Here is a 25,847-nt window from a genome sequence, read left to right as displayed (position 1 = left end):
AATAAAGAGCTGATTTACAATGAATAATTTTAGAGGAATAGTGAACTATTGCGATAAAATTTGAAGCAGTAAATCAGTTATTTATTCAAAGCTTGTTAATCCCTCTTACAAACAGCAATTTTCTTCTTGTAATCGACTCAAAATAGCCCACTATTCTTTCGTCAATATACACTTGAAACTCACTATTTGTAAGCGTTCTGAGTTCAAAATTTTACGTCGAACTCAGGTTAATAGAGTTGCTAAGTAAACACAATTGCAACAGCAAGGACTGTCTCGCTCAATGCATTGCCACCATGCGATGCTAAACTACGGGCACCACCATTCCCTAATGAAGAGAAGAGTATCATTGCTACTACATAGCTCGTGACCCAATTGGGTCAGATATCGCGACCCACTTAGGTCAAGCACAATTACCCACTTAGGTCAAACAGTATGACCCACTTGGGTCAAGCACCTGGACCTAGGTGGGTCATACTACATCTCCTTAGCCACTAATGGTCTTTGTAAGCTACCAGTCCTGATGGTTTTAGCACGGTGCACTATGGCTCTCACCTCTAGCTTATAGCTGCCCTTTCTCAACTCATCAGGCATAATAAACATCAGTTCCGAAGGTTTATTTAGTATCAGAATCTCCACTTTTGTTTCGCTGCGATCCTCAGCTATCAGGTAGATGCCCTGTGCAGGATCCTGGGCATCGAATTTGAGCAAAGTACCCTTTATCCTTGCCGGCTGACCGGGTGTAAATGATGCATCCGTTACATTGGTAGACAAATCGGTGAACTGCTTCAGAAAAGGTGCCCGATGGTTCAATATCTTTTTCTGAAGACGAATGCGCTGCCGGGCCTTGAGCAGACGCTCTCCTGCTTTAAAGTGCAATTTAACCTGGTGCTTTTGCGAATCAAAACTATCCGAGATATTATCAAAATTACCTGCTATACCCGATGAGACGGTAAACAAATCAGTATGCACAATGGCTCCTTCGCTCACCAGTTGCTCAACAGCCGAGTGGTACTCTTCAATAACAGCCAGTGCTTCGGCCTTAGTAACTGTTGATCCTTTTTGAATCATCATTTCAACAATACGCTCGGTGGTATACGTTTCGTTTCCGCCGACCACAGCTATGTAGTTACCTCCCTTAGTAGATAGTGTGTTGGGCCTGAGGCCATACTTTAAAGGCATAGTGTTCAGGTATAATGGTTATCTCCTAAAACTAAGCATTTCTTATGTAAATATATGTGCTACCAACACAAAAAAGGTGATAGCCCAACAGACCACCACCTTTCAAACCCAACCCATTATCTAAATTTCCTTAAGCTGTAAAGTTGCTTGGCATCTAAGAAGCCACCAAAAGTGCAGAGTATTTACAAATACGCCGGAAGGTATTAAACGGGGACATCTCTCAATACCCCCATCGCCTTCGGCACTTCCCCCAAGGGGAAGACGGCTTGTACTACTGTTCGTTCCTCTGGGGAGAAACCTGCAGGAAGAGGTGGTAACTATTTCCAGTCTCCGCGTTCTCCTATGACTCAGCGGTAAACAATTAACTATTACACCAGCACGCCCTCTATGAGCTACTGGAGTCTTTACCTGTTATACCGTTTACTAATCAAAATGCGCTTTTAATGCGCTTCACTTTTAAAGCCACTTTGATTATTTATCGACATTTACCATTGTTGTTTTTAAAATTGCGCTTAAGTCGCATTTAAAATACAATTGGCATTAGCTGTTTAACCAGCGATCGAGCTTATGCCAGCCACCGGCGTTATGCACCTCTGCAATTCCATTCTGGATTAACATGCCTTTGGCCGAAGCACTACGCATGCCCGAGGCACAACACACCACCAATGGCGCATTTAGCTTCTTTAACTTTTTAATGGCTGAATCATTCAAGCGCTCCAGTGGAATATTCACCGAGCCATCGATATAGCCATATTTAAACTCCTGAGGCGTGCGCACATCAATAATACGTGCTCCTCGCTCAATGGCTTCCAGCACTTCCTGTTTTCTTTTTCCAAATAAAAAATCAAATAGACCCATGTTCTTATCGGTAATTATATTGTTAATCGATATTTGATAAACCAGCTTTTACATTCAACCCTCTCCGGGGTTGTTTATTCCTCTATCTTAACTCCCCCGCGCTACACACGAGGTTATTATTATTAATGTCCTTCTGACATTTTTTTATCCCGAGGGGATTAAGCTATAATAACCATAGGTGCAACCCATGGAATATATAGCGATTAAACGAACCCCAGCGCAGATTCAACTATTCACATTATGCACTCACACTTTATAATAAATTGGCATAATGCACTCCATTAACCGCCCAAACTTCATAACAGAGACACCTGCATTGAATAAACACTGGTGGCCAATTTTGGTTTTTGGTTAAAGGATTCAGATTACCTATCCCCCTCTCCCTTCGGGTTTCTCCCCAAGGGGAGAATTCTTGTAATCCCCATCTTCCCCTGGGGGTAGTGCCGAAGGCGATAGGGGAATTATCCATTACTAATCCTGTACCAATAGTTTATGCATGTGACATCATGGCTGCGATACCACCACCGTTTTTCACATTGGTATAACCACGTTGCTGCAATACCTGCATGGCATAGGCCGAGCGTGCTCCCGAAGCACAGTAGACGATAATCTCGCGGTCGGTGCTACCCAGTTCGCCTTTGCCCGACATGATATCATCCAATGGAATATTGACTGCGTTGGGGAAGGCACCTGTCATAAACTCACCAGGTGTACGCACATCCACTACCAGGCGCTCCATCTCATCGCGACTCACGTTCTGGTTGCTTTCTATCTCTACAGCTTCTTCTTTGCTGTTAATGCTTTTCTTTTCGAGTGGCAACAAGGTCACATTGAAGTTTTCGAAGCCAACTGCCATAGCATGGCGCTGCAATGATATGTGACCACCCGAAATGTTGTATACTTTGTCAAACCCTGCACCTTTTAGGGTACGCAAGGCCTGATGGCCTTTTTTGCCAATCTCATCGTAAACCAGAATGGTTACATCTTTGGGGATGGCCTGCAGGTTCTGCGAAAGCATTTCCAATGGCAGGTGATGAGCACCTTGCAGATTACTCTTGCGGAAAGCAAAAACATCACGCACATCCAGCACTACCAAGCGCTCTTCTTTCTCAATAAATGCATCCAACTCAGACACTAACAGGCTTGGGCTATAACCAGACATTTTGTTTTCGGCAGCATAAGCAGCCATGTTCATGGCATCGTTAGCTGTTCCAATGGGCGGTGAATAAGCAAAATCCATATCGGCGATTTCACTCACCTTGATTTTGGCCGCTGCCGCTGTTGCCAGCACATCCAAACGCTTATCAGCCCCTTTGTATCCAGCTGTTTGTCCACCCAGTACCACACCTGTCTGACGGTCATAAATCACCATCACACTCACGGTCTCAGCTCCCGGGTAGTACGATGTATGGTGCTCTTTATGCACTACTACCGCATCGGCATCAATACCAGCCGCTTTAGCCTGTTTAAGCGACATACCGGTGATACCTGCCACCGCTTCGAACACGCGCACTACCGATGTACCGATAGCACCTTTATAGGCATGTTGGCCACCCAGAGCATTTTCAGCAGCGATACGTCCCTGACGGTTAGCCGGTCCGGCCAGCGGGATACGTACTTTTTTACCGCTCACACGGTGTTCAATCTCCACCATGTCGCCACCGGCATAAATATCAGCATCGGATGTTTGCAGGTACTCATCTACCAGCAAACCTCCTGCTTCACCTATCTTCAGACCGGCATCAATGGCCAGCTGTAAGGTTGGACGCACACCAATGGATAGCAGCACCATGTCGGCCTCCAGCGTTTGTCCGTTATCCAGTTCCACTGAATCAGGGTTGATTTTCACGACCCCTGTTTCGGTATGCACACCTACTCCATATTCCTTTAGCTCACGTGTGATAAAACCAGCTGTTTCGGCATCCATCAGCGACATCACGTGCGGCATCTTCTCCACCACATGTACTTTTAAGCCTCGCTTAACAAGGGCTTCCACCATCTCCAGGCCAATAAACCCACCACCTACTACAACGGCTGTCTTAGGCTCTTCGTTCTTCAGGTGATTATCAATCTTATCCATATCCTCCAAGGTCCACAGGCTGAAAACGTGGTCGTTGTCAGCACCCGGCAGATCCGGTTGAATAGGACGGCCTCCCTGGGCCAGAATCAGTTTTGTATAGTCGTATTGCTTTTTGGTTCCATCGCGTGTATCCAGCGTATGAACCAAGTGTGCTTCTTTATCAATAGATGTAACCAATGTGTGAACGTGAACATCCACATTGTATTGCTCTTTAAAGCTCTCAGGACTTTGTAAGATTAACTTAGAGCGGCTGTCGATATCGCCGGCGATATAATAAGGCAATCCACAGTTGGCAAATGAAACATCGGGTCCGGCCTCAAGCATAGTGATTTGTGCATCTGGCGATAACCTTCTTGCTTTTGCGGCTGCCGTAGCGCCGGCAGCGACCCCTCCGATAATTACAATCTTTTCCATTTTGATGACTATTTATATTATTTTTTGTTTGCTCTGATTTTTATGGTGGCAAAACTAATGTCATCAAGAAAGGTGCTTTGTGCCTATTGTCACATAAGGGAGGAAATTTAGGATTTTTAAGAAATATGGTGTAGTTGAGGGTTTGGGGTTTGAGTTGAGGGTTCAGAGTTTGGAGTTGTGAGTAATGGATTATTTGTATTTGCTGCCTTTGTATTGGGTTAACGAGAGATACTTTATCAGGTTGGTTAGTTTACCGCCAACATTATCTAGCTGACTATATAACTTATCAAATACCTCTTGATTTATATAGCCATTATCAAGGGCTCGGTACAGTTGAGATTTTACTTCTCCTGCAGAACCTTTCGAGTAGGACAAGAACAATTTAAATTCCTTACTTCCTCTTCTGTCAAATCCTTCGGCAATATTATCCATAATGGAACCGGCAGCTCGTCTGATTTGATCCTTTAAACCATAGTCCTTAGAAAAATCGCCAATTGAGGATCCAGTTGACGTTAATATGGACAAAAGTGATTGAGATGTATTCAATCAATCTCTTGCTGAAAAAAAATGAAATCATCTAAATTGGTGCTTCGCCCAAACCCGACTTACTTTTTTAGCTTGACCCAAAAAAGTAAGCAAAAAAGGTCAAGGCTGCTTTCAAAATTACTTTCTTATGCATCTCTGTCATAAGTGCGGCCGGGTGATTTCCGAATCAAGTTCGGAACTTCCCGGTCTTACTAATGCCATCGCTTCAACAAAAGTAATTTTGCAAGAGGCCGACGAGTAAACAACTTTCAGGGTCTTCTCAAATCTTAAAGTACTTAACTTTTCTTACTTATGGGACCATCCCAGCGGCGGGTTGGCCTGTCACATTGGCGGGCCGGCGAAGGGGTGAATAATAAATAATTTAGCAAAACATCAAAGGGGTTTATCCTACTTTGATAGTGATGCTTAATATTTATTAGAGCGCGCAGAAGCATTAATGGGACTAGTCTTTTTGTTTCTTTTTCGGATATGGAAAAAGAAAACCCGTCTGGTAAGACAAAGTTCCTAGAAGACTCAGGCTATGCATAGTACAGATGAATCAATCATAGCTATAACTTTTATGCGCATTGCCGTTACTCCACAACTATTTGAAGTGATCCCAACTGAACTCAACCTGTATATGTCAGCACAAATATCTCTACTCAACTGCCAAACCTCTAAATCCTCAAACCTTTTAACCGAAGCCATGGTACTTTTATTTAAATGTAAACTTGCAAAGCGTATAACTTTTTAACTCAGAACCAGGAACTCCAAACACGCAACTCGAAACCCTGAACTAAACACTAGCTCAAATCAACAATCTCAATCTTATTCCTCGACAGACTGATTTTACCCAGTTTCTCAAGCTGCTTCAACAGTCTTGATATCACTTCGCGGGAGGTGTGCAAATCGTCGGCAATTTCCTGGTGTGTACCCAATAATACAAGTGAATTACGCTCTTCCGATAGCTGCACCAGGTACTCAATCAGACGCTCATCCATCTTTTTAAAGGCAATGCTGTCGATGGTGTGCAGCAGCTCTTCAAAGCGCATCCGGTACGACTGCATGATGAAGCTGCGCCAGCCGGCATATTTCTTCATCCAGTTTTCCATACAATTGATGGGTACCATAATGGCCGTTACGGTTTCTATAACGGTGGCGCGCACCTCACTTTTAGCCCGCTCCATACAGCACGATAGTGTTGAAGCACATGTATCTCCACCGTTCAGATAATAGAGCAGCAGCTCATTACCATCGCTATCCTCGCGCACTACCTTAATAACGCCTTTGGTTAAAAGGGGCATGGCCACCACATCGTCACCAATTTCAATAAAATTATTACCGGCTTCCAGTGTTTTGGTTGTACAGTAACGTTCCATCTCATCCAGCAGCGCGGGCTCCATCAAAATGGGGAACTTTGATAGTATCGTATCTTTAATATTCATATCAGGACTTTAATACATGGTGAAAATAATGGATAAACGCGGACCGGCCAATTTAGCGCTTAAAAATTATATGCCATGTTAAAACTAAAGTAATGCCCCTCTTTGGAGTAGGAGTAATAGGGCTGTAATATAATCTGCTCAAGTACATCCATCCATAAACCAGTGGTATGACTATGATGCCAATCGTTGGAATGCTCGCCATTGAGCCACACGCGTCCAATATCAAAACCTCCCAATATACCTATGTCCATCGGCAGGTATCGGTTATCCCAATTAAATAGCTGTATTCTCACATCCAGGTTTTCGTACAAGGCCTTATTGCCCCGAAAACGATTATTGCGGAAGCCTCTCAGATTGGTGCGGTTTCCCAGGTTGGGATACTGATAAAACTGTGCCTCGCCGCTGATTAGCTCATAGCCTACATTATTGGCTAACACTACCTGGGGATGATTAGCAATGGTTAAGTAGGTTTGCATATTGGTTCCGAACGTCCACAAAGTATTGGCATTGGTAACATCATCCTGGTAACTCAACGATGCATTGAACCGAATGCCGTTGGTTGGTTTTGATTCGCGATCGACATAATTGATACTGTACACCATTTTAGCACCAACAAAACTATGCCTGTCCAGTTCTTCATCGGTAAATCCCAGCTCCGGGTCCTGGGCCACACGGCCATTGGAGTCTTCCAATCGGACCGATTCAAATGTTGGGCCAAATTTAAAGCTGATGAATGAATTACGACTACTTAAGCTGATGAGTGGCTCAATCTTATAAGCCCGTTTGCGCACCCAGTTATATTGTTTAGCCAAATCGTGGTTGACCGACTCATTACCATAACCAAAAAAGTTTTCGATACTCGGATAGTCGATATACATGGAAGGGTGAAAATCAACATTGGGTAATAGATTGGGGAAATGCCCTTCATACATTATGATGAAAGCATCCTGACTACCCGGTGCTACTAAAGCAGCGACTTTCTGCTTTGATTTATAGGGGTCACGGCGCCAGCCATATCGGGTCCAGTTATGTGTTAATCCCAGCCAGACACCATCGTCCAGTGTATAGCCTCCCCTCAGAAAAGGCAGGTTGGTATTGTACTTAAATCCGTAACGATCGTAGTCATTAATATCAACATGGTTCGCGGTTCTATCCTTGATATTAGAACCAATCAGCTCAATACCTTCAATAATGTCGTAGGCATAAACTCCTTTAGCGGCAGATTGATTGATAACTGTATCCTCATCTTCGCCTCCAATGATTCGCACTTTAATGGCGTTGTTTGATGCACCTGTAATCACAAACTCATCATCGCCTCTAAGCCCATATAAGCGCACCTCGCGGGTTTCATCAGGATGAAACGTGCGCGAATACTTTAACAAATCGCCTTTTGATTTTCGCTTCACATAGTATTTCACGTTTAGCTGACCATCTTCAAAGCGTGTTATTTCAAAGCGGTCATCATCATCGGTTGCCGTCACCTCCACCTCGGTACTAATGTAATCGTATAGTTTTCGGCTAATTGTCAGCAGATGTTCCCGTCGCTCTTTCAGCAGGGCAAGCACTTCTTTGTTCTGCTCCCTTACTTCGGGCGGCAAGCCCAATAATGCCGAGTCAATTACCTCATCCGTCATATTAGCCTGCAATTCCCTGGTAATCTGCTCCCATTGCGTCCATTCCAGCTCATTCAGAAAATAGCGGTCGAAATACCGGGCGTTAAATGCGAGGTGCCTCACATCGCGCACATCGCCTTTCATGGTTTTAAACTTCTTCATTAAAAAGGTGGAGACATATACGGGTATCACCCCTTCAAACTTATAAAAGGCCTGATCGCGATCGCGCGGAATGGGCCGATAGATGGTGCGCTCATCCTCTTCAAAACTTGCCCAGCGCCACTGGTCGTCGTGCCTGTCCCAGTCATGTATAAACAAATCGAACAGGCGTGACTTAAGCACCCACATCTGATCGACAAAATGCGTTTTCTTATCGCGCAGATTTTCTAATAAGTCGGTGTAGCCAATGATATCCTTTGAATTGCCAAAGTAATCGGCGTTACTCCAATCACCTGACGGACGTTGCTCCAATAAATATACTTCCTCGGGAAAGAAAGCATTGTAATTACCCAAGCCACGCTGGTGCTTCAGATAAACTAGCTCTGGCTGGGTTGAATAAACTCCGGCAGCTGCCGATAAGGAAGGGATCATTAACGCACCATATGGATGACTGGCCGAATTCTGATCCTTCATAATATTTAATACCTTTAGGTTAGCAAATTTCTCATCCACCAGCCTGGTATAATCCTTGTTAATCGAGCGTAAAATATATTGCTGCTCATCAGCTTTTTCCAAACGCAGGGAGTTCGATGACATGCCCCCTCCTTTTTTGATGGGTGCTAATCCACCATGCTTTGTTTCCAGATCAATAAGCGGTACTTTCACATCAGTAGCCCACATGCTGCGGTATTGCTCTCCCAGGAAAAACTTCATTGTCTTACTGCCTTCAAACATTTTGTTGGCAGCTACAATTGTGTCGGTTCCGCTCAATGGGGCATATTGCTTGTCTACTTTTCTGCTTCCGGCTTTAGGTGCACGTATTTGCCGGCGATATTCCAACACTGGTTCTGCATTAAAGCCATTAACAGTGTAAAACTCAATCCAGGCTTCGGAATTGCTATAGAAATCTATTTTTGCATAACCACGTGCTTCACTGGCATAATCGGCTTCACCGCCGGCCGCAGTATAGGTCACTTTACTGCCCGAGCCGCTAATGACTTGTTTAATTTCATCATCATCGAAATACTGCAGGTTATGCTCATGGCCCGAAACAAAGGTCACATTCACATCCCACAATTTGGCTGCCCGAACTATCCCTTCCACAAAATCCTGGTACAGGTGATGGCTGAGATCCTGCACAGAACCGGTGGTTTGCCTGTAAATGGGATAAACAGAGCCAATACCGGGTAATGGCACCCATAGCTGATGATTCAGTTCAAGCAATGGAAACAAGTGATGCTTGAAGGAAAAATACCCGCCATGCTTACCATTACTTTCAATAGAGTGATGCATAAACACAATCACCTCATCATTTTTATAGCTCATGAAGATTTCTTCCATTCGCACCAGGAAATCACCCCTTGTTTGAATGTCACAACCCTTGTTCATCTTTTTCTCCTCTTCCCAATTATGCAGCCACCATTGCGAATCGACAAACACATACACCAAATCCTTGCTTACCTTAACCACTTTTGGTTCGCCACAGCCACCACCCGGATAAAATTTCACTTTCGAATCAGTTGCTGGTTCATAGGCCTCCACAAATTTCTCCTGACGCTTTATGCGTTTCAATCCACCCTTTTTTCCTTTCTTCCAATCGTGGTTACCTGGAATAAAATAGGTGGTGCCACTTACTTGGTTAGCCAATAGCAGCTGCGACTCAAGTATCAGTTCACTCAAAGTCCGGGTTTCATGGTCTTTTGATGGCATGCCCAGCGGATAGATATTATCGCCAAGAAACACCAGGTCACTTGGTGAGCCAGTTCGCATTAAGTGTTGCTTAACAGCCGACAACACATAGTTGGTACCATTCACTTCGTCATCCAACTGACCGGCATCGCCGACCAAAAATATGGTACGTACAGCATCACCTGACTGCACCTGATTTTGCGTCTGCCAGTTATTGACCTCAGCACTATAGTAGGGAGCTTTAACGCTTGAGCATCCAGCGAGCAGAAATGGTAATACGAGCAAGTATGATACGTATCTTCTCATCATCAGTTAGGTGTAAATTTCATGAGTTTACCTTTCCCTGCTTTTCCTTCGGAAGCGATGTAAAGATTCAAGTCCTCATCAAAAGCGATCCCCTCGGGCTGGGGTAACTTTTGCATATCCAGAAAAACAAGGTATTCAAGTGAATGCTTTGCATCAAACACCATTAGCATGCTGCCACGCGCCGACAAAAGGAATATTTGACCAGTCTCAGGATGAATAGCAACACCTGAAGGGGCAAAACGGTTTAAGCGCCACAGCTGCTCGGCATTAAGCTCATTTTCAGCTTTCTGCTTTAGTCGTTCCACATTTATCAAGATCACAGGTTCAGCATCCAACTGCCTGGTATCTAAATAAAAGCGATAGACAGCTTTTTCATGCCTATTTTCACTTAATGGCAAGCCTTTACAGGCAATTAACAGGCTATTTGAGCTGTGCTCATAATACAATCCTTCGGCATCATTAATGGCTGACAGGCCCGTATCATACACCTTTGTTTTATCCTTATCAGTATTGTAACGGTATAACTTACCATTGCTTTTTAAGACAAAAACAAATTTACCAGATCGTGCAAGACCTTCGTAATCACCACTTTTATGGAACTCATAGAGCTCATCTGCCTTTCCGCTTTGCCTGTCTATCTCATAAATAATTCCTTTTTCATCGTTGATAGCCAACAGGCGCCGGCCTTTCACATCATATTCCAAACCTGAAATTTCTTGCAAGGAATTATCAAGTTCGAGAAATGTGTCTGCCAATGCAAAGTTATACCTGGCACTCACCACATCTTTTACTTTCCAAACCTGACTACCGGTACTAGTGCAGGAAGCAAGTAATAGAACTATTGATAATAATTTGAAGCTTATACATCTCACACGTGAAGGATTTTTAAAAGCTCAATTTACCAATTTTACAGGATTATCTATACATACCTCTTTTTAATTGATTACAATTGTCCGTATATCAAAATCCCGATACTAATAAAGAATGCAATCAGAAATAGATTATAAGACCACTGCAACAACTGGTACTTGCATAAGGTGTAATGATTAAGCATAAAACTGGCGCGTACCTGGTTACCCAACTGTAAATCCTGGTTGCGCACCACGGCATCCATCGATTTCTCATACTCATCAAGATCTACGCGTCTCATCATCATAAAACTGTTGTGCTTAAAGTCAGGGTATTTCTCCTTCATTTCGCGATGATACTTGAATAAGCGATGGACATATGCCCCAATAGGACTGGCTGTTAGCAGAGATAACACCAGTGACATTCCACTGCCAATCAATAAAACGATAACAATAGCATTTCCGTTATCGACATACACGTCCATTTGTTGATTAAACACAATAAGTAAGGAAATAATTGTAGTGTTGATGCGCACCATAATCATAGCTTTACGGTCCGCCATAGTCATGCGGTTCACCAGCATTTTAAAATGATTCCGGAAGAAAGTACTCAGCGCTTTACGCGGCTCCTGTTTGGTATCATACAGCTTCTTCTTTTTTTTCTTCTTAGCAACAACACTATTTTCATCATCCCCTGAAGAGATTGGCTCAATGAGCTGTTCTTTGACTAATAACTCTTGTGCCTCGTGTGCTAAATTAGCCTCTAAACTCATATTATTAAATTTTATATATCTATATATCTAGATGCAAATATATATAAAATGATATTAATACCAAATATTCTGTTTTTTTGCCGACATTTATCAGCAAACTTAGCTACTTTTGCAACATCTAATCTTTAGCATAACACACTCATTCAATGCAAATTCCACAACAATATAAATTCATCGTACAGCTTGGCAAGGCATTGCACATTTATGGTGTTCCATCTTATAAATCACAGATATACCTCACCGAGATATCTGAAATGAAAGATATTAAAGGCAGCTTTATGGATACGCCTACCTGGATTAACTATGTATTTTACGAGGAAGGCGAACACACTTACAACCATGTGGAATGCGTCCCTCCAGGGGAGTTAAATCTGGGGGCTTTATCGCAAGTGGTTGAGATTACCAACAATGTGATTACCAATGAGCTTAATTTTGCTGAAGCCAAAGAGCAAATTATAGAACTTCAGAATAAGCCCAATAGTTACAATAAGTTAGTTGAGCTACTGTCTTTCATGTTCTCGGCTGGTTCATTTTGTATTTTACTCAACACCAACTGGCTGTCGGTTATTGTAGCAACCTTTATTGGGGCATTGGTATATGGCATAACGCTCATGGCCCGCCATTCAAGCTATTTGCGCAGCACACTGGAGTCAATGGTAGCCTTTGGTGCTACCATTACCATTGGTCTGTTGTCAACAATTCTGCCTGACTTAAATATCTCCATGACTATATTGGCCTCTATCATCATCTTTATCCCTGGTCTATCCATCACCACAGCCCTTGAAGAGATCACATCGCGCAGCCTGGTATCAGGTACCGCCAAGCTTTTTGATGCTTTGGTTTCCTTATTTAAGCAATTTTTTGGTGTGGTATTAGGTCTGGCTCTTTTGCCACTTTTTATAGAGATAAAACCTCATAAAGTTATTGATGACATTCCGCAATGGGTTGATTTCGTAGCTATTCTCATCCTGTCGTTAAGCCTGATGCCTGTTTTTAAGGTACGTCCTAAAGATATACCGCTTGGTGTAGTAACGGGTTTTGTATGCTTCTATACCACCTTGTTACTTGGTTTCACCGGTATATTGGTCAGTATATTTGCCGGCACCATTGTAGCGGTAGCGGTTAGTAAGCTGTTCACTCACCTTACCAAGATTCCGAGGCTGGTTTACCTGATACCCGGTATCATTATGCTGGTGCCAGGCAGTAAAGCATTCATTGGCCTCAGCACCTTATTTTTAGATGCACAGGTAAGCAACAGCAACATGGGCGAACAGGTACTGTACATCTTTATGGGCATCATAGGCGGATTAATATTCTCAGGCACTTTTATGGACAGGCGATTGGGTAAAAATCTCAATCAGACAGACCAGCTGTTTAAACGTTAAGAATTGTAAAAATAACGCGTGATTAAGAAGTTTAAAATCAATTGTTCGTATTAAGTTTCGTACCTTTGCGCCCTCTTTTTTATACAACAAGGGAAGAAACAAGCTGTTAGTTACAACAATCTGCTAATTAATGAATAGCAGATTTTAAGATTTACTGAAAAAAGCGTTCGCATGAAATTATTAGTAAAAACCTTTCATGGTTTAGAGGAAGTATTGGCTGATGAGTTAAGGGAAATAGGAGCCAATGATGTAACGCCCATCAAAAGGGCCGTAACCTGCACAGGCGACAAAGAAGTGCTGTATAAAGCTAACCTTCATTTGCGAACCGCTTTACGTGTATTAGTGCCAGTGCTGAAGTTCAAGGCAAAAACTGAGGACGAACTGTATCAGAACATCTATAAATATGACTGGTCGGCGCACATCACCGAGAAAAATACATTTGCCATCGATGCAGTAGCTTTCTCTGATTTTTTCAAACACACCAAGTATCTGGCCTTAAAAACCAAGGATGCCATAGCAGACCAGTTCAGAGATAAAAATGGCCAGCGCCCTTCGGTTAATATCGAAAAACCGGATCTTCAGATAAACGTGCATGTATCGCATGACCAGTTCACCGTATCGCTGGACAGTTCGGTTGAATCATTGCATCGCAGAGGCTACCGCAATCCACATCATAAAGCACCACTTAACGAGGTATTGGCGGCAGGGATGCTAAAAATTGCCAAATGGCACAAAGAAATTCCGTTGATTGACCCTATGTGCGGAACCGGCACCATCCTGATGGAAGCCGCCATGATAGCCTGCAACATGGCTCCCGGGTTTAAGCGCAAGCACTTTGGCTTTATGAGCTGGGCAGATTACGACAAGGCATTGTGGGAAAAGATTCATACTGAGGCAGAAAACAAGATCCGCTATCCAAAAGTAAATATTGTTGGTGGCGATAATAATCCGCAAGCGGTTGACATGGCCAAAACAGCTTCACTGGATTTCCGCCTGAACCGTCAGATTCGTATCGTACGTTCAAATATGGAAGACCACATGCCGCCTGCACCACGTGGTATGATGATTACCAATCCGCCTTATGGCGAGCGCCTGACAAAAGATAACATCAACGAATTCTATAAAAAGATTGGTACACACCTGAAAAAGAACTATACCGACTGGCAGGCATGGATCATTACCTCCAACACAGAAGCGCTTAAACATGTAGGACTTCGCCCAGACTCTAAGTACACCTTATATAACGGACCTCTGGAATGTAAATATGTAGCCTACGATATGTTCGAAGGTGAAATGAAAGAGTTTAAAAAGAAAATCAACCGAACCAAAAGACGAATTGATAGTTAATATTGGAAGTCAGATAACGATTTCAATGAAATAACTATGCAAAACAGAATTACAGAGCTTTTTAATATACAGTACCCAATTATTCAGGGTGGAATGGTTTGGTGCAGTGGCTGGCGACTTGCCTCAGCAGTTAGTAACAACGGCGGTCTGGGTTTACTAGGCGCCGGCTCCATGTACCCCGAGGTATTGCTTGAGCACATTCAAAAGATGAAGAAAGCTACCGACAAGCCATGGGGCGTGAATGTGCCACTGCTGTATCCCAGTATCGATGAACTGATGCAAATCATTGTTGAAGAAGGGGTTAAAATCGTGTTTACTTCAGCTGGTAATCCGGCTAAATGGACTGGTTTCCTCAAAGAAAAAGGCATTACTGTAGTGCATGTTATAGCCAATGGCCGCTTCGCCCAAAAGTGTGAAGAAGCCGGTGTAGATGCTATTGTAGCTGAAGGCTTTGAGGCTGGTGGCCACAACGGCCGTGAAGAAACCACCACATTAACCTTGATTCCTTCCATCCGTCAGCAAACCCAGCTGCCACTGATTGCAGCTGGTGGTATTGGCACCGGCAAAGGCATATTTGCTGCTATGGCACTGGGTGCCGATGGCGTACAGATTGGTTCGCGTTTTGCCATCACCGAAGAATCATCGGCTCACAAAGCATTTAAGGAACTGGTGGTTGAAACAGGAGAAGGCGGTACCTTGCTATCACTTAAAAAACTGGCACCTGTGCGATTGATTAAGAATGCATTTTTCGAACAGGTACATGAAGCAGAAAAATCCGGCGCTTCTACCTTAGACCTCCAAAAACTATTGGGAAAAGGGAGAGCTAAAAAAGGCATCTTTGAAGGTGATTTAGTTGAAGGAGAACTGGAAATCGGACAGATTGCCTCATTAATTGATGATATTAAGCCTGTTAGTGCAGTGTTTGAAGAACTATTATTGGAATACCGCCAGGTAAAAGAAGAAGCGGCCACAAACCCTCGATTCAATTTTTAATGATAAACATACAAAAGCATACGCTTAGCAACGGATTAAGAGTAGTTGTACATGTTGATAAAAGTACGCCTCTGGCTGCGGTTAACGTATTGTACAATGTGGGTTCAAAGAATGAGCAACCTGACAAAACCGGCTTTGCTCACTTATTTGAACACCTGATGTTTGGTGGTAGTAAAAACATACCTTCATACGATGCCCCTTTGCAGATGGTGGGTGGTGATAACAATGCCTGGACCAACTGTGACATCACCAACTACTACCTGACCTTGCCGGCAGCCAACCTGGAAACAGGGTTCTGGCTCGAATCAGATCGTATGCTGGAGCTGGATTTTTCGGAGCAGAGCCTTGAAGTACAGCGAAAGGTTGTTATTGAGGAGTTTAAACAACGCTACCTTAATCAGCCATATGGCGACATACCACTACTACTAAGTCCCCTGGCCTATAAAGTACACCCCTATCAGTGGCCTACCATTGGTAAGGAAATTGCGCACATCGAAAATGCAACGCTCGATGATGTGCGACAATTCTTCTTTAGTCATTACGCACCCAATAATGCAGTTTTGTGTGTTAGTGGGAATGTAGAGCCGGATAAAGTATTTGCCCTGGCTCAAAAATGGTTTGGCGATATTCCATACCGGCAACTAGCCCAAAACAACATAGCAGCAGAACCTAAGCAAACAGAAGCACGCCAACTGGCGGTGGAGCGCAATGTACCAGCTAACCTGATTCAGAAAGTGTACCATATTGGCAGCCGAACAGATGATGACTTCTATACGGTGGATTTGCTTTCCGATGTGCTGGCCAACGGCCCGTCGGCGCGTCTGATGCAATCACTGGTTAAAGAGCAGCAACTCTTTAGTGAGGTAAATGCCTACATATCAGGTGATCATGATCCCGGATTATTCACTGTGATGGGCCGCCTGCTGCCTGACACCTCCATGGAGCAGGCCGAAAAGGCTATCCAGGTTGAATTGGATAAGATAAGTACACAGGCCATTGGTGATTATGAGCTTCAAAAAGTAAAAAATAAAGTGGAGTCATCCCTGGTGTTTTCTGAAATCAGCTTCCTGAACAAGGCCATGAACCTGGCATCCTTCGAACTCTTGGGTAAAGCAGAAGACATTAACGACGAAGTTAATAAATATCAGGCTGTCACCAAAGAAGCCATTTTGAATACAGCACAAAGCACCTTTAAGCCCACCAACTGTTCAACTTTGTATTATCGCTCAAGCCAATAAAATGAGTATAGACAGACGCATTGCCCCGGAATTTAAAACAACGGATACATTTGAGCTCCTACCCATTGAAACCTTTCAACTGGATAATGGCATTCAGGTGCACCTGATGCAAGCCGGCTCGCAGGAAGTGGCCAAGCTCGACTTTTTATTTCCGGCAGGATCTATACAGGCCAACAAACCCTTGTTATCATCTATCACCTGCAAAGGACTTACTGAAGGAACCCAACATCTGACCGGAGCCGAAATTTCTGAGAAAATAGACTTTTATGGTGCCTACATTGGACAACAGGCGCAGTTTCATCATTCGATTGTTACGCTGGTAGCACTTTCACACTTTCTACCACAAACACTTGAACTATTAGAAGATATTGTCAAAAATCCCACTTTTGAGCAAAAAGAGATTGATACGCTGCTCAATAAGCGCAAGCAAGAGTACCTGATTGAAAGTGATAAGGTAAAAACCCTTGCTACCAGGGCATTCACTCAAAATCTATATGGTAAAGAGCATCCATATGGCAATTACCTGACACTGGATGATTTTGAACAGATTACACGTGAGGAAGTCATTGATTTTCATAAACAAGCATACATACCCAAAGGAACGCACATTATCGTGTCGGGACAGCCTGGTGCCCAGTTAAAGCATCTTTTAAACAAGCACTTTGGTCAGGAATGGCATAGCACATCGCCCCTGCCCGATTTACTGCCACCAGCGGATATCACCCCTAAAAAAGACCTGTTCGTACCTAAAGAAGGGGCTCTCCAATCTGCTATTAAAATGGGGGTTCCTCTTTTCAATAAGCAGCACCCCGACTTTCATGGCATGCAAATATTAAATACCGTGCTGGGAGGTTACTTTGGCTCGCGCCTGATGACGAATATTCGTGAAGAAAAAGGACTCACCTACGGTATCTCATCATTTATAATGACTTATAAGCATGCCGGCTTTCTGATTATCAGCTCCGACGTAAAGGCAGAAAACAGGGAACTGGCATTAATAGAAATCAATAACGAACTACAAAAACTGAGAGACGAGCCCATTAGTGAAGAGGAGCTTCAGTTGGTGAAGAACTTCCTCATTGGCGACATGATTCGCAACTTTGACGGGCCGTTTGCCACATCTGACAATTACAGGGGATTGATTGATTTGAACCTGACACCAGATTATTTTAATGAGTTCTTTAATGTACTCATTCACATCACATCGGGTGAATTGCAACAGCTGGCGCAGAAATATTTCAAAGAAGAAGCTTTAATAACGGTTGTTGCCGGCAAGTAAGTGCACTCCAATCAATGGTGTAGCAACATTTACAGAATATATTCATTCAACTCAATGAGGCTAAACAACTCGTTTAAAACCTTTGTTACAATCAAAGGAAATAAGTATTTTAGTTCGCTTTAACGAGTACGTGCATGACGAAAGCTGATTGGGAAGAAGAAGATAAAATGATTCGTGAGCAATTTAACGCGCTCATTGATGCCTGTCCACGTTGCCAGACACCGGAAAACAGGAAGCTGGTTACCAAAGCATTTGAGTTAGCCCATGAAGCTCATATGGGCATGCGTCGTAAATCGGGTGAACCATACATTTTACATCCGATTGAGGTGGCCCGTATTGCAGCTGAAGAAATTGGTTTAGGGACCAAAGGCGTTATTGCAGCTATTCTTCATGATGTGGTAGAAGATACAGACTACACAGTAGAAGACCTGCAGAATATCTTCGGTGAGAAGATTGCGTCTATCGTAGCCGGACTCACTAAGTTGGAAGGTGTCTTCGATCAGTCCTCGTCCATTCAGGCCGAAAACTTCCGCAAGCTTTTGCTAACAATGGTTGAAGACGTGCGTGTTATCCTGATCAAACTGGCCGACAGGCTGCACAATATGCGCACGCTTAACTCAATGCCCGAGCACAAGCGCTTAAAAATTGCCGGTGAAACACTTTACTTTTATGCACCTCTTGCCCACCGCCTTGGCCTCTATGCCATTAAAACAGAACTGGAAGACCTGAGTCTGAAATATGAATTGCCACAGGTATTCAATAACCTGAGTCAAAAGGTAAAAGACAGCGAAGAGCAACATGTAGAATTCATCAATAACTTCAAAGCTCCCATAGAAGAACGTCTGAAAGCGGAAGGCTATGAGTTTGATGTGGTTGGTCGACACAAATCAGTCTATTCCATCTGGAGCAAGATGCAGAAGAAAGATCTGCCGTTTGAAGAAATATATGATGTACTGGCCATCAGGGTAGTGTTTAAGCCCAAAAGCCACTTGCCAGAAAAAACGCAATGCTGGGCCATCTATTCGATGATAACCGACATTTACAAGCCCAAGCCCGATCGTTTGCGCGACTGGGTTTCAACTCCTAAAGCCAATGGTTACGAAGCGCTTCACAGTACCGTGATGGGACCAGATGGCAAATGGGTGGAAATTCAGATCCGAACTACGCGAATGGATGAGATTGCTGAAAGAGGATTTGCTGCCCATTGGAAATATAAAGGCCAAAAAGAAAAAGAATCGGAACTGGACAAATGGCTGGAGATGATTAAAGAGCTGCTGGATAATCCCGATGCCGATTCACTGGAGTTTCTGGATGACTTTAAACTCAACCTGTTTGCTTCCGAAATCATGATTTTCACACCCAAAGGCGATGTCAAAGTGATGCCCAAAGGAGCTACAGCACTCGATTTTGCCTTTGATATACACACCGACATTGGCTATAAATGCATCGGTGCCAAAGTAAACTTCAAGCTGGTGCCGCTCAGTCATCAGCTAAAAAGCGGTGATCAGGTTGAAATTATTACCTCTGAAAAGCAACAACCCAAATACGAATGGCTGAGTTTTGTAACAACAGCCAAGGCTAAAACCCGCATTAAGAATGCCTTTAAGGAAGAGCGAAAATCCATTATAGCTAAAGGTGAAAGAATACTGGAACAAGAGCTTCACAAGAAGAAGCTAACCATCAACTCACGAATACTGAAGAAGATTCTTGATTACCATAAAATTTCCAAGCGCGATGAGCTATATTTTAAAATTGGCAAAGGCAGCATCAAGCTGGATGACCTGCATAAGATACTAAGCACCAAATCGCGCAACAAATGGATTCGCTATTGGAAGCTAAACTTTGGAATGTCGACCAATAAGCCGGAGGAGGTAAAACCCGAACCAAGCAAAAAGAAAACACAGGTTGTTTTATCGGATAATGACGAGCAGGATCAGTTTACCATAGCCGACTGCTGCAATCCCATTCCTGGTGACGACATTCTGGCTTTTATGGATGAAAGCGACCAGATTATATTACACAGCCGCAAATGTCCGGTAGCCCTCAAGCTGATGTCAAGTCAGGGGAATCGTATTGTTTCGGCCCAATGGGAGTCACATAAAATACTATCATACCTGGCCCTTATTAACCTGTCGGGTATTGACCAGATGGGTATTGTCAGTAAAATAACCAAAGTGATTTCTGAAGACCAGAATGTGAACATGCGCTCCATTAACATCGAAAGTCACGATGGCATATTTGAAGGCAACATTTATTTATACATTCACAACACCGAGGACTTAAACAACCTCATTCTTAATATCATGAAGATTAAAGGTGTACATAATGTTAACCGACAAGACCGCATCAAAGCTGATTTATAATAATTCTAAACAAGTATTTTTTAATCTGACGATTTTACTTATTTTTAGGCTCTATTTTAATTGAGACTACATATGAATAAGGTAGATGCCAAAGATGTGGTAAAACAGCTATTCACTGAATACCTTCAGCGCAACGGACACAGGAAAACACCTGAACGTTATGCTATTTTAGATGAGATATATAGTCGCGAGGGACACTTCGATATTGAGTCGCTCTATATATTTATGAAAAACAAAAACTACCGCGTAAGTAGGGCTACTCTTTATAACACCATCGATCTGTTATTGGACTGTAAACTAGTCATCAAGCATCAGTTTGGCAAAAACATTGCCCAATTTGAAAAAGCATTTGAGTCGAAGCAACACGACCACCTTATCTGCACTAATTGTGGTTCGGTGATTGAATTCTGCGACCCGGGCATACAGACAGTATTGAATAATGCAGCTGCTTTTAACGAATTTCACGTGTCGCACCATTCACTTTATGTTTACGGAACATGCAAAGAGTGTGCTGCTGAAGAAACCAAAGAATAAGATTATTCGATAAAAAAATCAGAGCTACACAATAGCTTTTAAACGGATAATGTGTACTTTTACAAATCGGAATTCTGAGGCAGTCGGAAGTCCGATTTTTCGTGTTAAGACACTGTCTTTTCAGCGCTTAACAATTTATTAAACCAAGCTTACAGGCTGGGTTTAGTTAAGTAACCACAAGCTTTAGGGCATAATATTAAAACAAAAAAGAATGAAGGTTGATGTTTTACTAGGACTCCAATGGGGGGACGAAGGCAAAGGAAAAGTTGTTGACGTACTGACACCGCAATATGATGTCATTACCCGCTTTCAGGGAGGACCCAACGCAGGTCACACACTTGAATTTGATAATTTCAAGCATGTTCTTCACAATATTCCATCAGGAATTTTCCATACAGATAAGGTCAACATTATTGGCAATGGCGTTGTTCTGGATCCCATCACTTTCAAAAAAGAGATTGACTCGCTGAAAGATAAAGGCTTTGACATCACCAAGAACCTTTATATTTCAAAAAAGGCACACCTGATTTTACCAACTCACCGTATATTAGATGCCGCTTCTGAAGCTTCCAAAGGTAAAACAAAGATTGGTTCAACCCTGAAGGGTATTGGCCCTACTTACATGGATAAAACCGGTCGTAATGGTTTACGCGTTGGTGACATCCTAAATGACTTTGAAGCCAAATATGCAGCCCTAAAAGAAAAGCATGTTAAAATGCTCGGGATGTACGATTTTGACTACAACATTGAAGAGTTTGAGCAAGGACTTCAGGAAGGTATTGAAACACTGAAAAGCTGCATCATCATTGATAGTGAACACGAAATCAATAAGTACCTGAAAAACGGCAAAAGCATATTGGCCGAGGGTGCTCAGGGTACTTTGTTAGACATTGACTTTGGCTCCTACCCATTTGTGACTTCATCCAATACCATTTGTGCAGGAGCGTGTACAGGTATGGGTGTTGCGCCTAATAAAATTGGCGAAGTTTATGGTATTTTTAAAGCTTATTGTACGCGTGTTGGTAGTGGGCCATTCCCTACCGAGCTGTTCGACGAAACAGGCGAAGAGCTGCGCAAAGCAGGTCATGAATTTGGTGCTACCACCGGACGCCCTCGTCGTTGCGGTTGGATTGACCTTGTAGCTTTAAAATACTCTGTAATGATTAATGGTGTTACACAGTTAATCATGACTAAAGGTGATGTGTTAAGTGGTTTTGAAACCATCAAAGCAGCTACTGCATACAAGCTGAATGATGGAACTGTAACTGAAGAATTCCCATTTGAACTGACAGATGATGTAGAACCTATCTACACTGAAATCAAAGGATGGAAGGAAGATTTAACGGGTGTAAAATCAGAAGGTGAATTCCCTCAGGAACTGAAGGATTACATTGCCTACCTGGAAAAAGAGCTGGAAGTACCAATCAAAATTGTTTCGGTTGGTCCGGATCGCGAGCAAACGATTGTTCGATAATTGATAAACTCAATAATACTTCAAACCGGTTCAAGTTGAGCCGGTTTTTTTATGTCACTCAAGGCCTGATTATATTTGCTAAAAACTGATAACGATGCTGACACAACCTACACTATTGCTCGACAAAGCCAAATGCCTGTCTAATATTGAGCGCATGGCACAAAAGGCTCAAAAGGCCAACGTAACGTTTCGCCCGCATTTTAAAACGCACCAGTCAGCAGAAGTAGGCAGCTGGTTCCGTGACTATGGGGTCGATTGTATCACCGTTTCATCTGTAAAAATGGCGATGTACTTTGCCAACAATGGCTGGACAGATATTACCATTGCCTTTCCGACCAATATTTTAGAATGGTCAACCATCAATGAGCTGGCAGCTAAAATCAACCTTAACATAGTGGTAGAGTCACTTGAAACTATACAGTACCTTGAAAAGCAACTCACCACCCCGGTTGGCACTTACATCAAAACAGATACCGGTTATGGCCGAACTGGTGTTGCCGCAGAAGATTACGGTACCATGCAACAGCTGCTTAAAGAGTTAAAATCATGCAAAAACCTCATTTTTATTGGTTTTTTGTGCCATGCCGGACACACCTACAATACACAATCGCGCGATGAAATCTTAACAATTATGGAATCATCCCGCCAGCAATTGTTAGCGTTGAAGACCTTTATGGCCAGTGATTTCCCTTTGATACAACTATCGTATGGCGATACACCATCCTGTTCGGTATCTGACAATTTTGAGGGCTTTGATGAGATACGCCCTGGCAACTGTGTTTTTTATGACGACATGCAAACACGCATTGGCTCGTGCCATCAAGATAATATTGCCGTTGCACTGGCATGCCCGGTGGTAGCTAAGCACCCCGAACGTCTGGAGGTCATTGTCCATGGTGGTGCCGTCCACCTGTCAAAAGATGTGATGAGCATTAACAACCAGCCGCATTTTGGCACAGTTCTGCCTCTTATGGAAAATAAGTGGTTAGTGAACCAACCTTTAGGGTACGTCGCTAAGCTCTCACAAGAGCATGGCATTATTAAAATGCCTCAGCAAGCATTTGATAAGGTGAAGATAGGCGATATGTTGGCCGTATTGCCGGTGCACTCATGCCTGACAGCCAACCTGATGAAAGCCTACCAAAGCACCGATGGCAGTAATATTTCGATGATGCTTTAATTTTTTTCAGCACCAGCTAAAAGGCGCCCTACCAGCAAGGCCATGATAATAACCAGGTAAAACTGGCCGCATAAGGTGATTAGCAAGGCCAATGACTTGGCTATTGGTGTAACCGGCAGTAAATCGCCATAGCCAAGGGTAGTCATGGAAACAAAGGTATAATAGAATGAATCATATACTTGGTGTGCTGATTTATCAACCATAAAGTTGAAGGCGCCTGTGAACTCTGAGCTAATCATATCAACCAGTATGGCAAAGCCCACACCAATCAGTAGATAACCGTTTATTGCTTCAATAATCACCAGAATATTCACCTCCTCCTTTCGGGAGAGTTGCTTGATAAATTTAAACACCCTCAACAGAAAAAATACGACCAACCATATTGAGGATAAATAATGTATCACTTTCATTTCGGCTAAATCGGTTATCCACACGGCTATTATTGCCACCAAGACCTGGACGATCACCTTGGGTTTGGCATCTTCGCTGGTGGCATAAGTTGAAATAACTACAATAAATGTGATGAAAATACCAAACAGATATATATCGAAGAATACATTTATAATGGGCAAGCCAAAAATGGTAAAGACTAAAAGTACTAATAGGCCCCAATTACTCATTAACTGCTTAAAATTCTGCTTAGTATCAAATCCGCCTATTAATCCCATTGTGCTCTATTTTGGTAGTCATTACTACAAATCTAAATTAATCTGCAGTAAATCGGAACACTTTTTGTTTATTCACGTTGAATACCTCAAATAACTCAGAATATTTATGAAACAACTATTACCTATTCTGTTAATCACAGTATTGTTTGCCGGATGTGCCAGCAAACGTAATTACAACAAAGCTCAGAAATTTGATGAAGCAGGACTATATACCGATGCTGCCGCATTATACTTCAAATCATTAAGTGCCAATAAAAATAACATCGATGCTAAACTGGGTTTGCAACGCACCGGGCAGCTTGTTTTGGAAGACAAAATTGATGCATTCAAGGCCAAATATAATAATGGCAGTGCCAAAGAAGCTGTTTACGCATACAGGGAAGCCGAGAGTTATTTCAATCAGCTATCAGCCTTAGGAGTTAAGTTAATTATGTCGGAAGAGCAAAAGGAGTACTACCTGGAAGTAAGAGACCGCTATCTGGATATACTCTATCAGAAAGCCATGAAGGCCCTTAGCCTTGAAGAATTTAGCAATGCTGAAGCCCATTTCAGCGAGATTCTTGGCATCGACAGAAACTTTAAGGATGCTCAAACGCAATGGATTACCGCCAAATACGAACCTGTTTACCGCCATGGTAATCAACTGATGGAAACCCAGCAATACCGTAGCGCCTTTGCTGATTTTAACCTGATTAATAAAGCAACCAAGGGCTATAAGAATAGTATTGACCTGCAAACGCAGTGTTTAAACGAAGCCACAGTGTCGATAGCCATCCTGCCTGTGAGCTATAAATACCGCAGCACAAGAAGCTATACCACACTGATGAAGGAAAAGATAGTGGCAGAACTATCTCAAATAAAATCACCATTTTATCAAGTCATTAGTGATGAAGCCATCACCTCTATCCCAGGTTGGAATGAAGCTAAAGATCAGACCCTGGCACTAAAATATGCTCGTCAGCAAGGCCAATACTTTGAGGCTAAAAGCATATTATCGGCACGCATTGACAAATATGCCAAATCAACCGGCCAGCTTAAAAAGTACGAAAAGCACGGCTACCTGAAGAACATGGTTGAAGTTGTTAATCCGGAAACAAAAACCATTGAATTAAAAGCCAAATACACGAAGGTGAGGTATTATGAGTATACCCAGGAAAACACAGCTGCCATTGCCTTGTACTACGAGCTGAACAGGGTGGACCGAGATGAAATTGCTTTTGCAGACAGTTTCTCGGGGGAGAAAAAAGATAAAGTACATTACGCCAAATTTGATGGGGACTATAAAAAACTGGTAGCCGGTACCTGGAAATACATTGACAAAGACTCGGCTGAAGATCGAGTGTATGATTCAGAAGATTCAAACAAACGCCTGCACGATTTATTCAAAAACAAAAAAGAGTTACAATCGGCAGCCAAGCTGGAAAGTCAGTTGCTCAATGAGTGCATGCAACATGTTTCCAACAATATCATCAACTATCAACCTGAAAACTAAACCTC

General features: G+C 42.8%; 19 protein-coding genes. 10 read left to right on the top strand and 9 right to left on the bottom strand.

Going from position 1 to position 25,847, the window contains the following annotated elements; all coding sequences use genetic code 11:
• Positions 1 to 474: 474 nt before the first annotated feature.
• From KEM09_RS18455 to KEM09_RS18420, 8 genes are all read right to left on the bottom strand, one after another.
• Positions 475 to 1,179 (bottom strand): DNA-binding domain-containing protein, encoded by a 705-nt coding sequence (locus tag KEM09_RS18455; protein WP_212230554.1) that lies wholly within the window; start codon positions 1,177 to 1,179, stop codon positions 475 to 477.
• Between the two features lie 540 nt (positions 1,180 to 1,719).
• The gene (locus KEM09_RS18450; protein WP_212230552.1) at positions 1,720 to 2,037 is read right to left on the bottom strand and encodes a rhodanese-like domain-containing protein; all 318 of its coding nucleotides are present in this window, start codon (positions 2,035 to 2,037) and stop codon (positions 1,720 to 1,722) included.
• Positions 2,038 to 2,527: 490 nt separating this feature from the next.
• Complete coding sequence (locus tag KEM09_RS18445) at positions 2,528 to 4,531, bottom strand: FAD-dependent oxidoreductase (protein WP_212230550.1); 2,004 nt, start codon at positions 4,529 to 4,531, stop codon at positions 2,528 to 2,530.
• A gap of 189 nt (positions 4,532 to 4,720) precedes the next feature.
• On the bottom strand, positions 4,721 to 5,056 hold the full coding sequence (locus KEM09_RS18440) for a four helix bundle protein (RefSeq protein WP_212230548.1): 336 nt from the start codon (positions 5,054 to 5,056) through the stop codon (positions 4,721 to 4,723).
• Between the two features lie 803 nt (positions 5,057 to 5,859).
• Positions 5,860 to 6,501, bottom strand: coding sequence for a Crp/Fnr family transcriptional regulator (locus tag KEM09_RS18435; protein WP_212230546.1), 642 nt, complete (start codon positions 6,499 to 6,501; stop codon positions 5,860 to 5,862).
• Between the two features lie 59 nt (positions 6,502 to 6,560).
• Complete coding sequence (locus KEM09_RS18430) at positions 6,561 to 10,271, bottom strand: metallophosphoesterase (protein WP_212230544.1); 3,711 nt, start codon at positions 10,269 to 10,271, stop codon at positions 6,561 to 6,563.
• Entirely contained in the window at positions 10,271 to 11,140 is an 870-nt protein-coding gene (locus KEM09_RS18425; protein ID WP_212230542.1) for an SdiA-regulated domain-containing protein, read from the bottom strand. The genes KEM09_RS18430 and KEM09_RS18425 overlap by 1 nt, the downstream gene beginning before the upstream one ends.
• A gap of 71 nt (positions 11,141 to 11,211) precedes the next feature.
• Entirely contained in the window at positions 11,212 to 11,889 is a 678-nt protein-coding gene (locus KEM09_RS18420) for a Pycsar system effector family protein (protein ID WP_212230540.1), read from the bottom strand.
• Between the two features lie 146 nt (positions 11,890 to 12,035).
• Between KEM09_RS18420 and KEM09_RS18415 the strand changes: the two genes are divergently transcribed.
• The 9 genes from KEM09_RS18415 to KEM09_RS18375 all read left to right on the top strand — a co-directional run bounded on the left by KEM09_RS18415 (position 12,036) and on the right by KEM09_RS18375 (position 23,682).
• Positions 12,036 to 13,274 (top strand): threonine/serine exporter family protein, encoded by a 1,239-nt coding sequence (locus KEM09_RS18415; protein WP_212230538.1) that lies wholly within the window; start codon positions 12,036 to 12,038, stop codon positions 13,272 to 13,274.
• 171 nt (positions 13,275 to 13,445) lie between these two features.
• On the top strand, positions 13,446 to 14,621 hold the full coding sequence (locus tag KEM09_RS18410) for a THUMP domain-containing class I SAM-dependent RNA methyltransferase (RefSeq protein WP_212230536.1): 1,176 nt from the start codon (positions 13,446 to 13,448) through the stop codon (positions 14,619 to 14,621).
• 30 nt (positions 14,622 to 14,651) lie between these two features.
• Complete coding sequence (locus tag KEM09_RS18405) at positions 14,652 to 15,614, top strand: NAD(P)H-dependent flavin oxidoreductase (RefSeq protein ID WP_342344012.1); 963 nt, start codon at positions 14,652 to 14,654, stop codon at positions 15,612 to 15,614.
• Positions 15,614 to 16,852 carry a M16 family metallopeptidase gene (locus KEM09_RS18400; RefSeq protein WP_212230532.1) on the top strand — a complete coding sequence of 413 codons (1,239 nt, stop codon included), beginning with the start codon at positions 15,614 to 15,616 and terminating at the stop codon, positions 16,850 to 16,852. Before KEM09_RS18405 ends, KEM09_RS18400 begins: the two co-directional genes overlap by 1 nt.
• Before the next feature lies 1 nt (position 16,853).
• Positions 16,854 to 18,131 (top strand): M16 family metallopeptidase, encoded by a 1,278-nt coding sequence (locus tag KEM09_RS18395; RefSeq protein ID WP_212230531.1) that lies wholly within the window; start codon positions 16,854 to 16,856, stop codon positions 18,129 to 18,131.
• A 134-nt stretch (positions 18,132 to 18,265) separates the two neighbouring features.
• Entirely contained in the window at positions 18,266 to 20,494 is a 2,229-nt protein-coding gene (locus tag KEM09_RS18390; RefSeq protein ID WP_212230530.1) for a RelA/SpoT family protein, read from the top strand.
• Between the two features lie 72 nt (positions 20,495 to 20,566).
• Complete coding sequence (locus KEM09_RS18385; protein WP_212230529.1) at positions 20,567 to 21,028, top strand: Fur family transcriptional regulator; 462 nt, start codon at positions 20,567 to 20,569, stop codon at positions 21,026 to 21,028.
• Positions 21,029 to 21,239: 211 nt separating this feature from the next.
• A complete protein-coding gene (locus KEM09_RS18380; RefSeq protein WP_212230528.1) occupies positions 21,240 to 22,502 on the top strand; it encodes an adenylosuccinate synthase in 1,263 nt (420 codons plus the stop codon).
• Positions 22,503 to 22,596: 94 nt separating this feature from the next.
• Positions 22,597 to 23,682: an alanine racemase gene (locus KEM09_RS18375; protein WP_212230527.1), complete on the top strand. Its 1,086-nt coding sequence runs from the start codon at positions 22,597 to 22,599 to the stop codon at positions 23,680 to 23,682.
• On the opposite strand, the gene KEM09_RS18370 is transcribed toward KEM09_RS18375, so the two are convergent.
• Positions 23,679 to 24,350, bottom strand: a complete 672-nt coding sequence (locus KEM09_RS18370) for an ion channel (protein WP_212230526.1) — start codon at positions 24,348 to 24,350, stop codon at positions 23,679 to 23,681. The two genes, KEM09_RS18375 and KEM09_RS18370, sit on opposite strands and share 4 nt — an antisense overlap.
• A 106-nt stretch (positions 24,351 to 24,456) precedes the next feature.
• On the opposite strand from KEM09_RS18370, the gene KEM09_RS18365 reads away from it, so the two are divergent.
• Positions 24,457 to 25,842 (top strand): hypothetical protein, encoded by a 1,386-nt coding sequence (locus tag KEM09_RS18365; protein ID WP_212230525.1) that lies wholly within the window; start codon positions 24,457 to 24,459, stop codon positions 25,840 to 25,842.
• Positions 25,843 to 25,847 lie beyond the last annotated feature (5 nt).

It is taken from the genome of Carboxylicivirga mesophila (genome assembly GCF_018271975.1).
GTDB lineage: Bacteria > Bacteroidota > Bacteroidia > Bacteroidales > Marinilabiliaceae > Carboxylicivirga > Carboxylicivirga mesophila.
The sequence above is the reverse complement of the archived record's forward strand: the minus strand, read 5'-3'. Positions and strand labels throughout refer to the sequence as shown.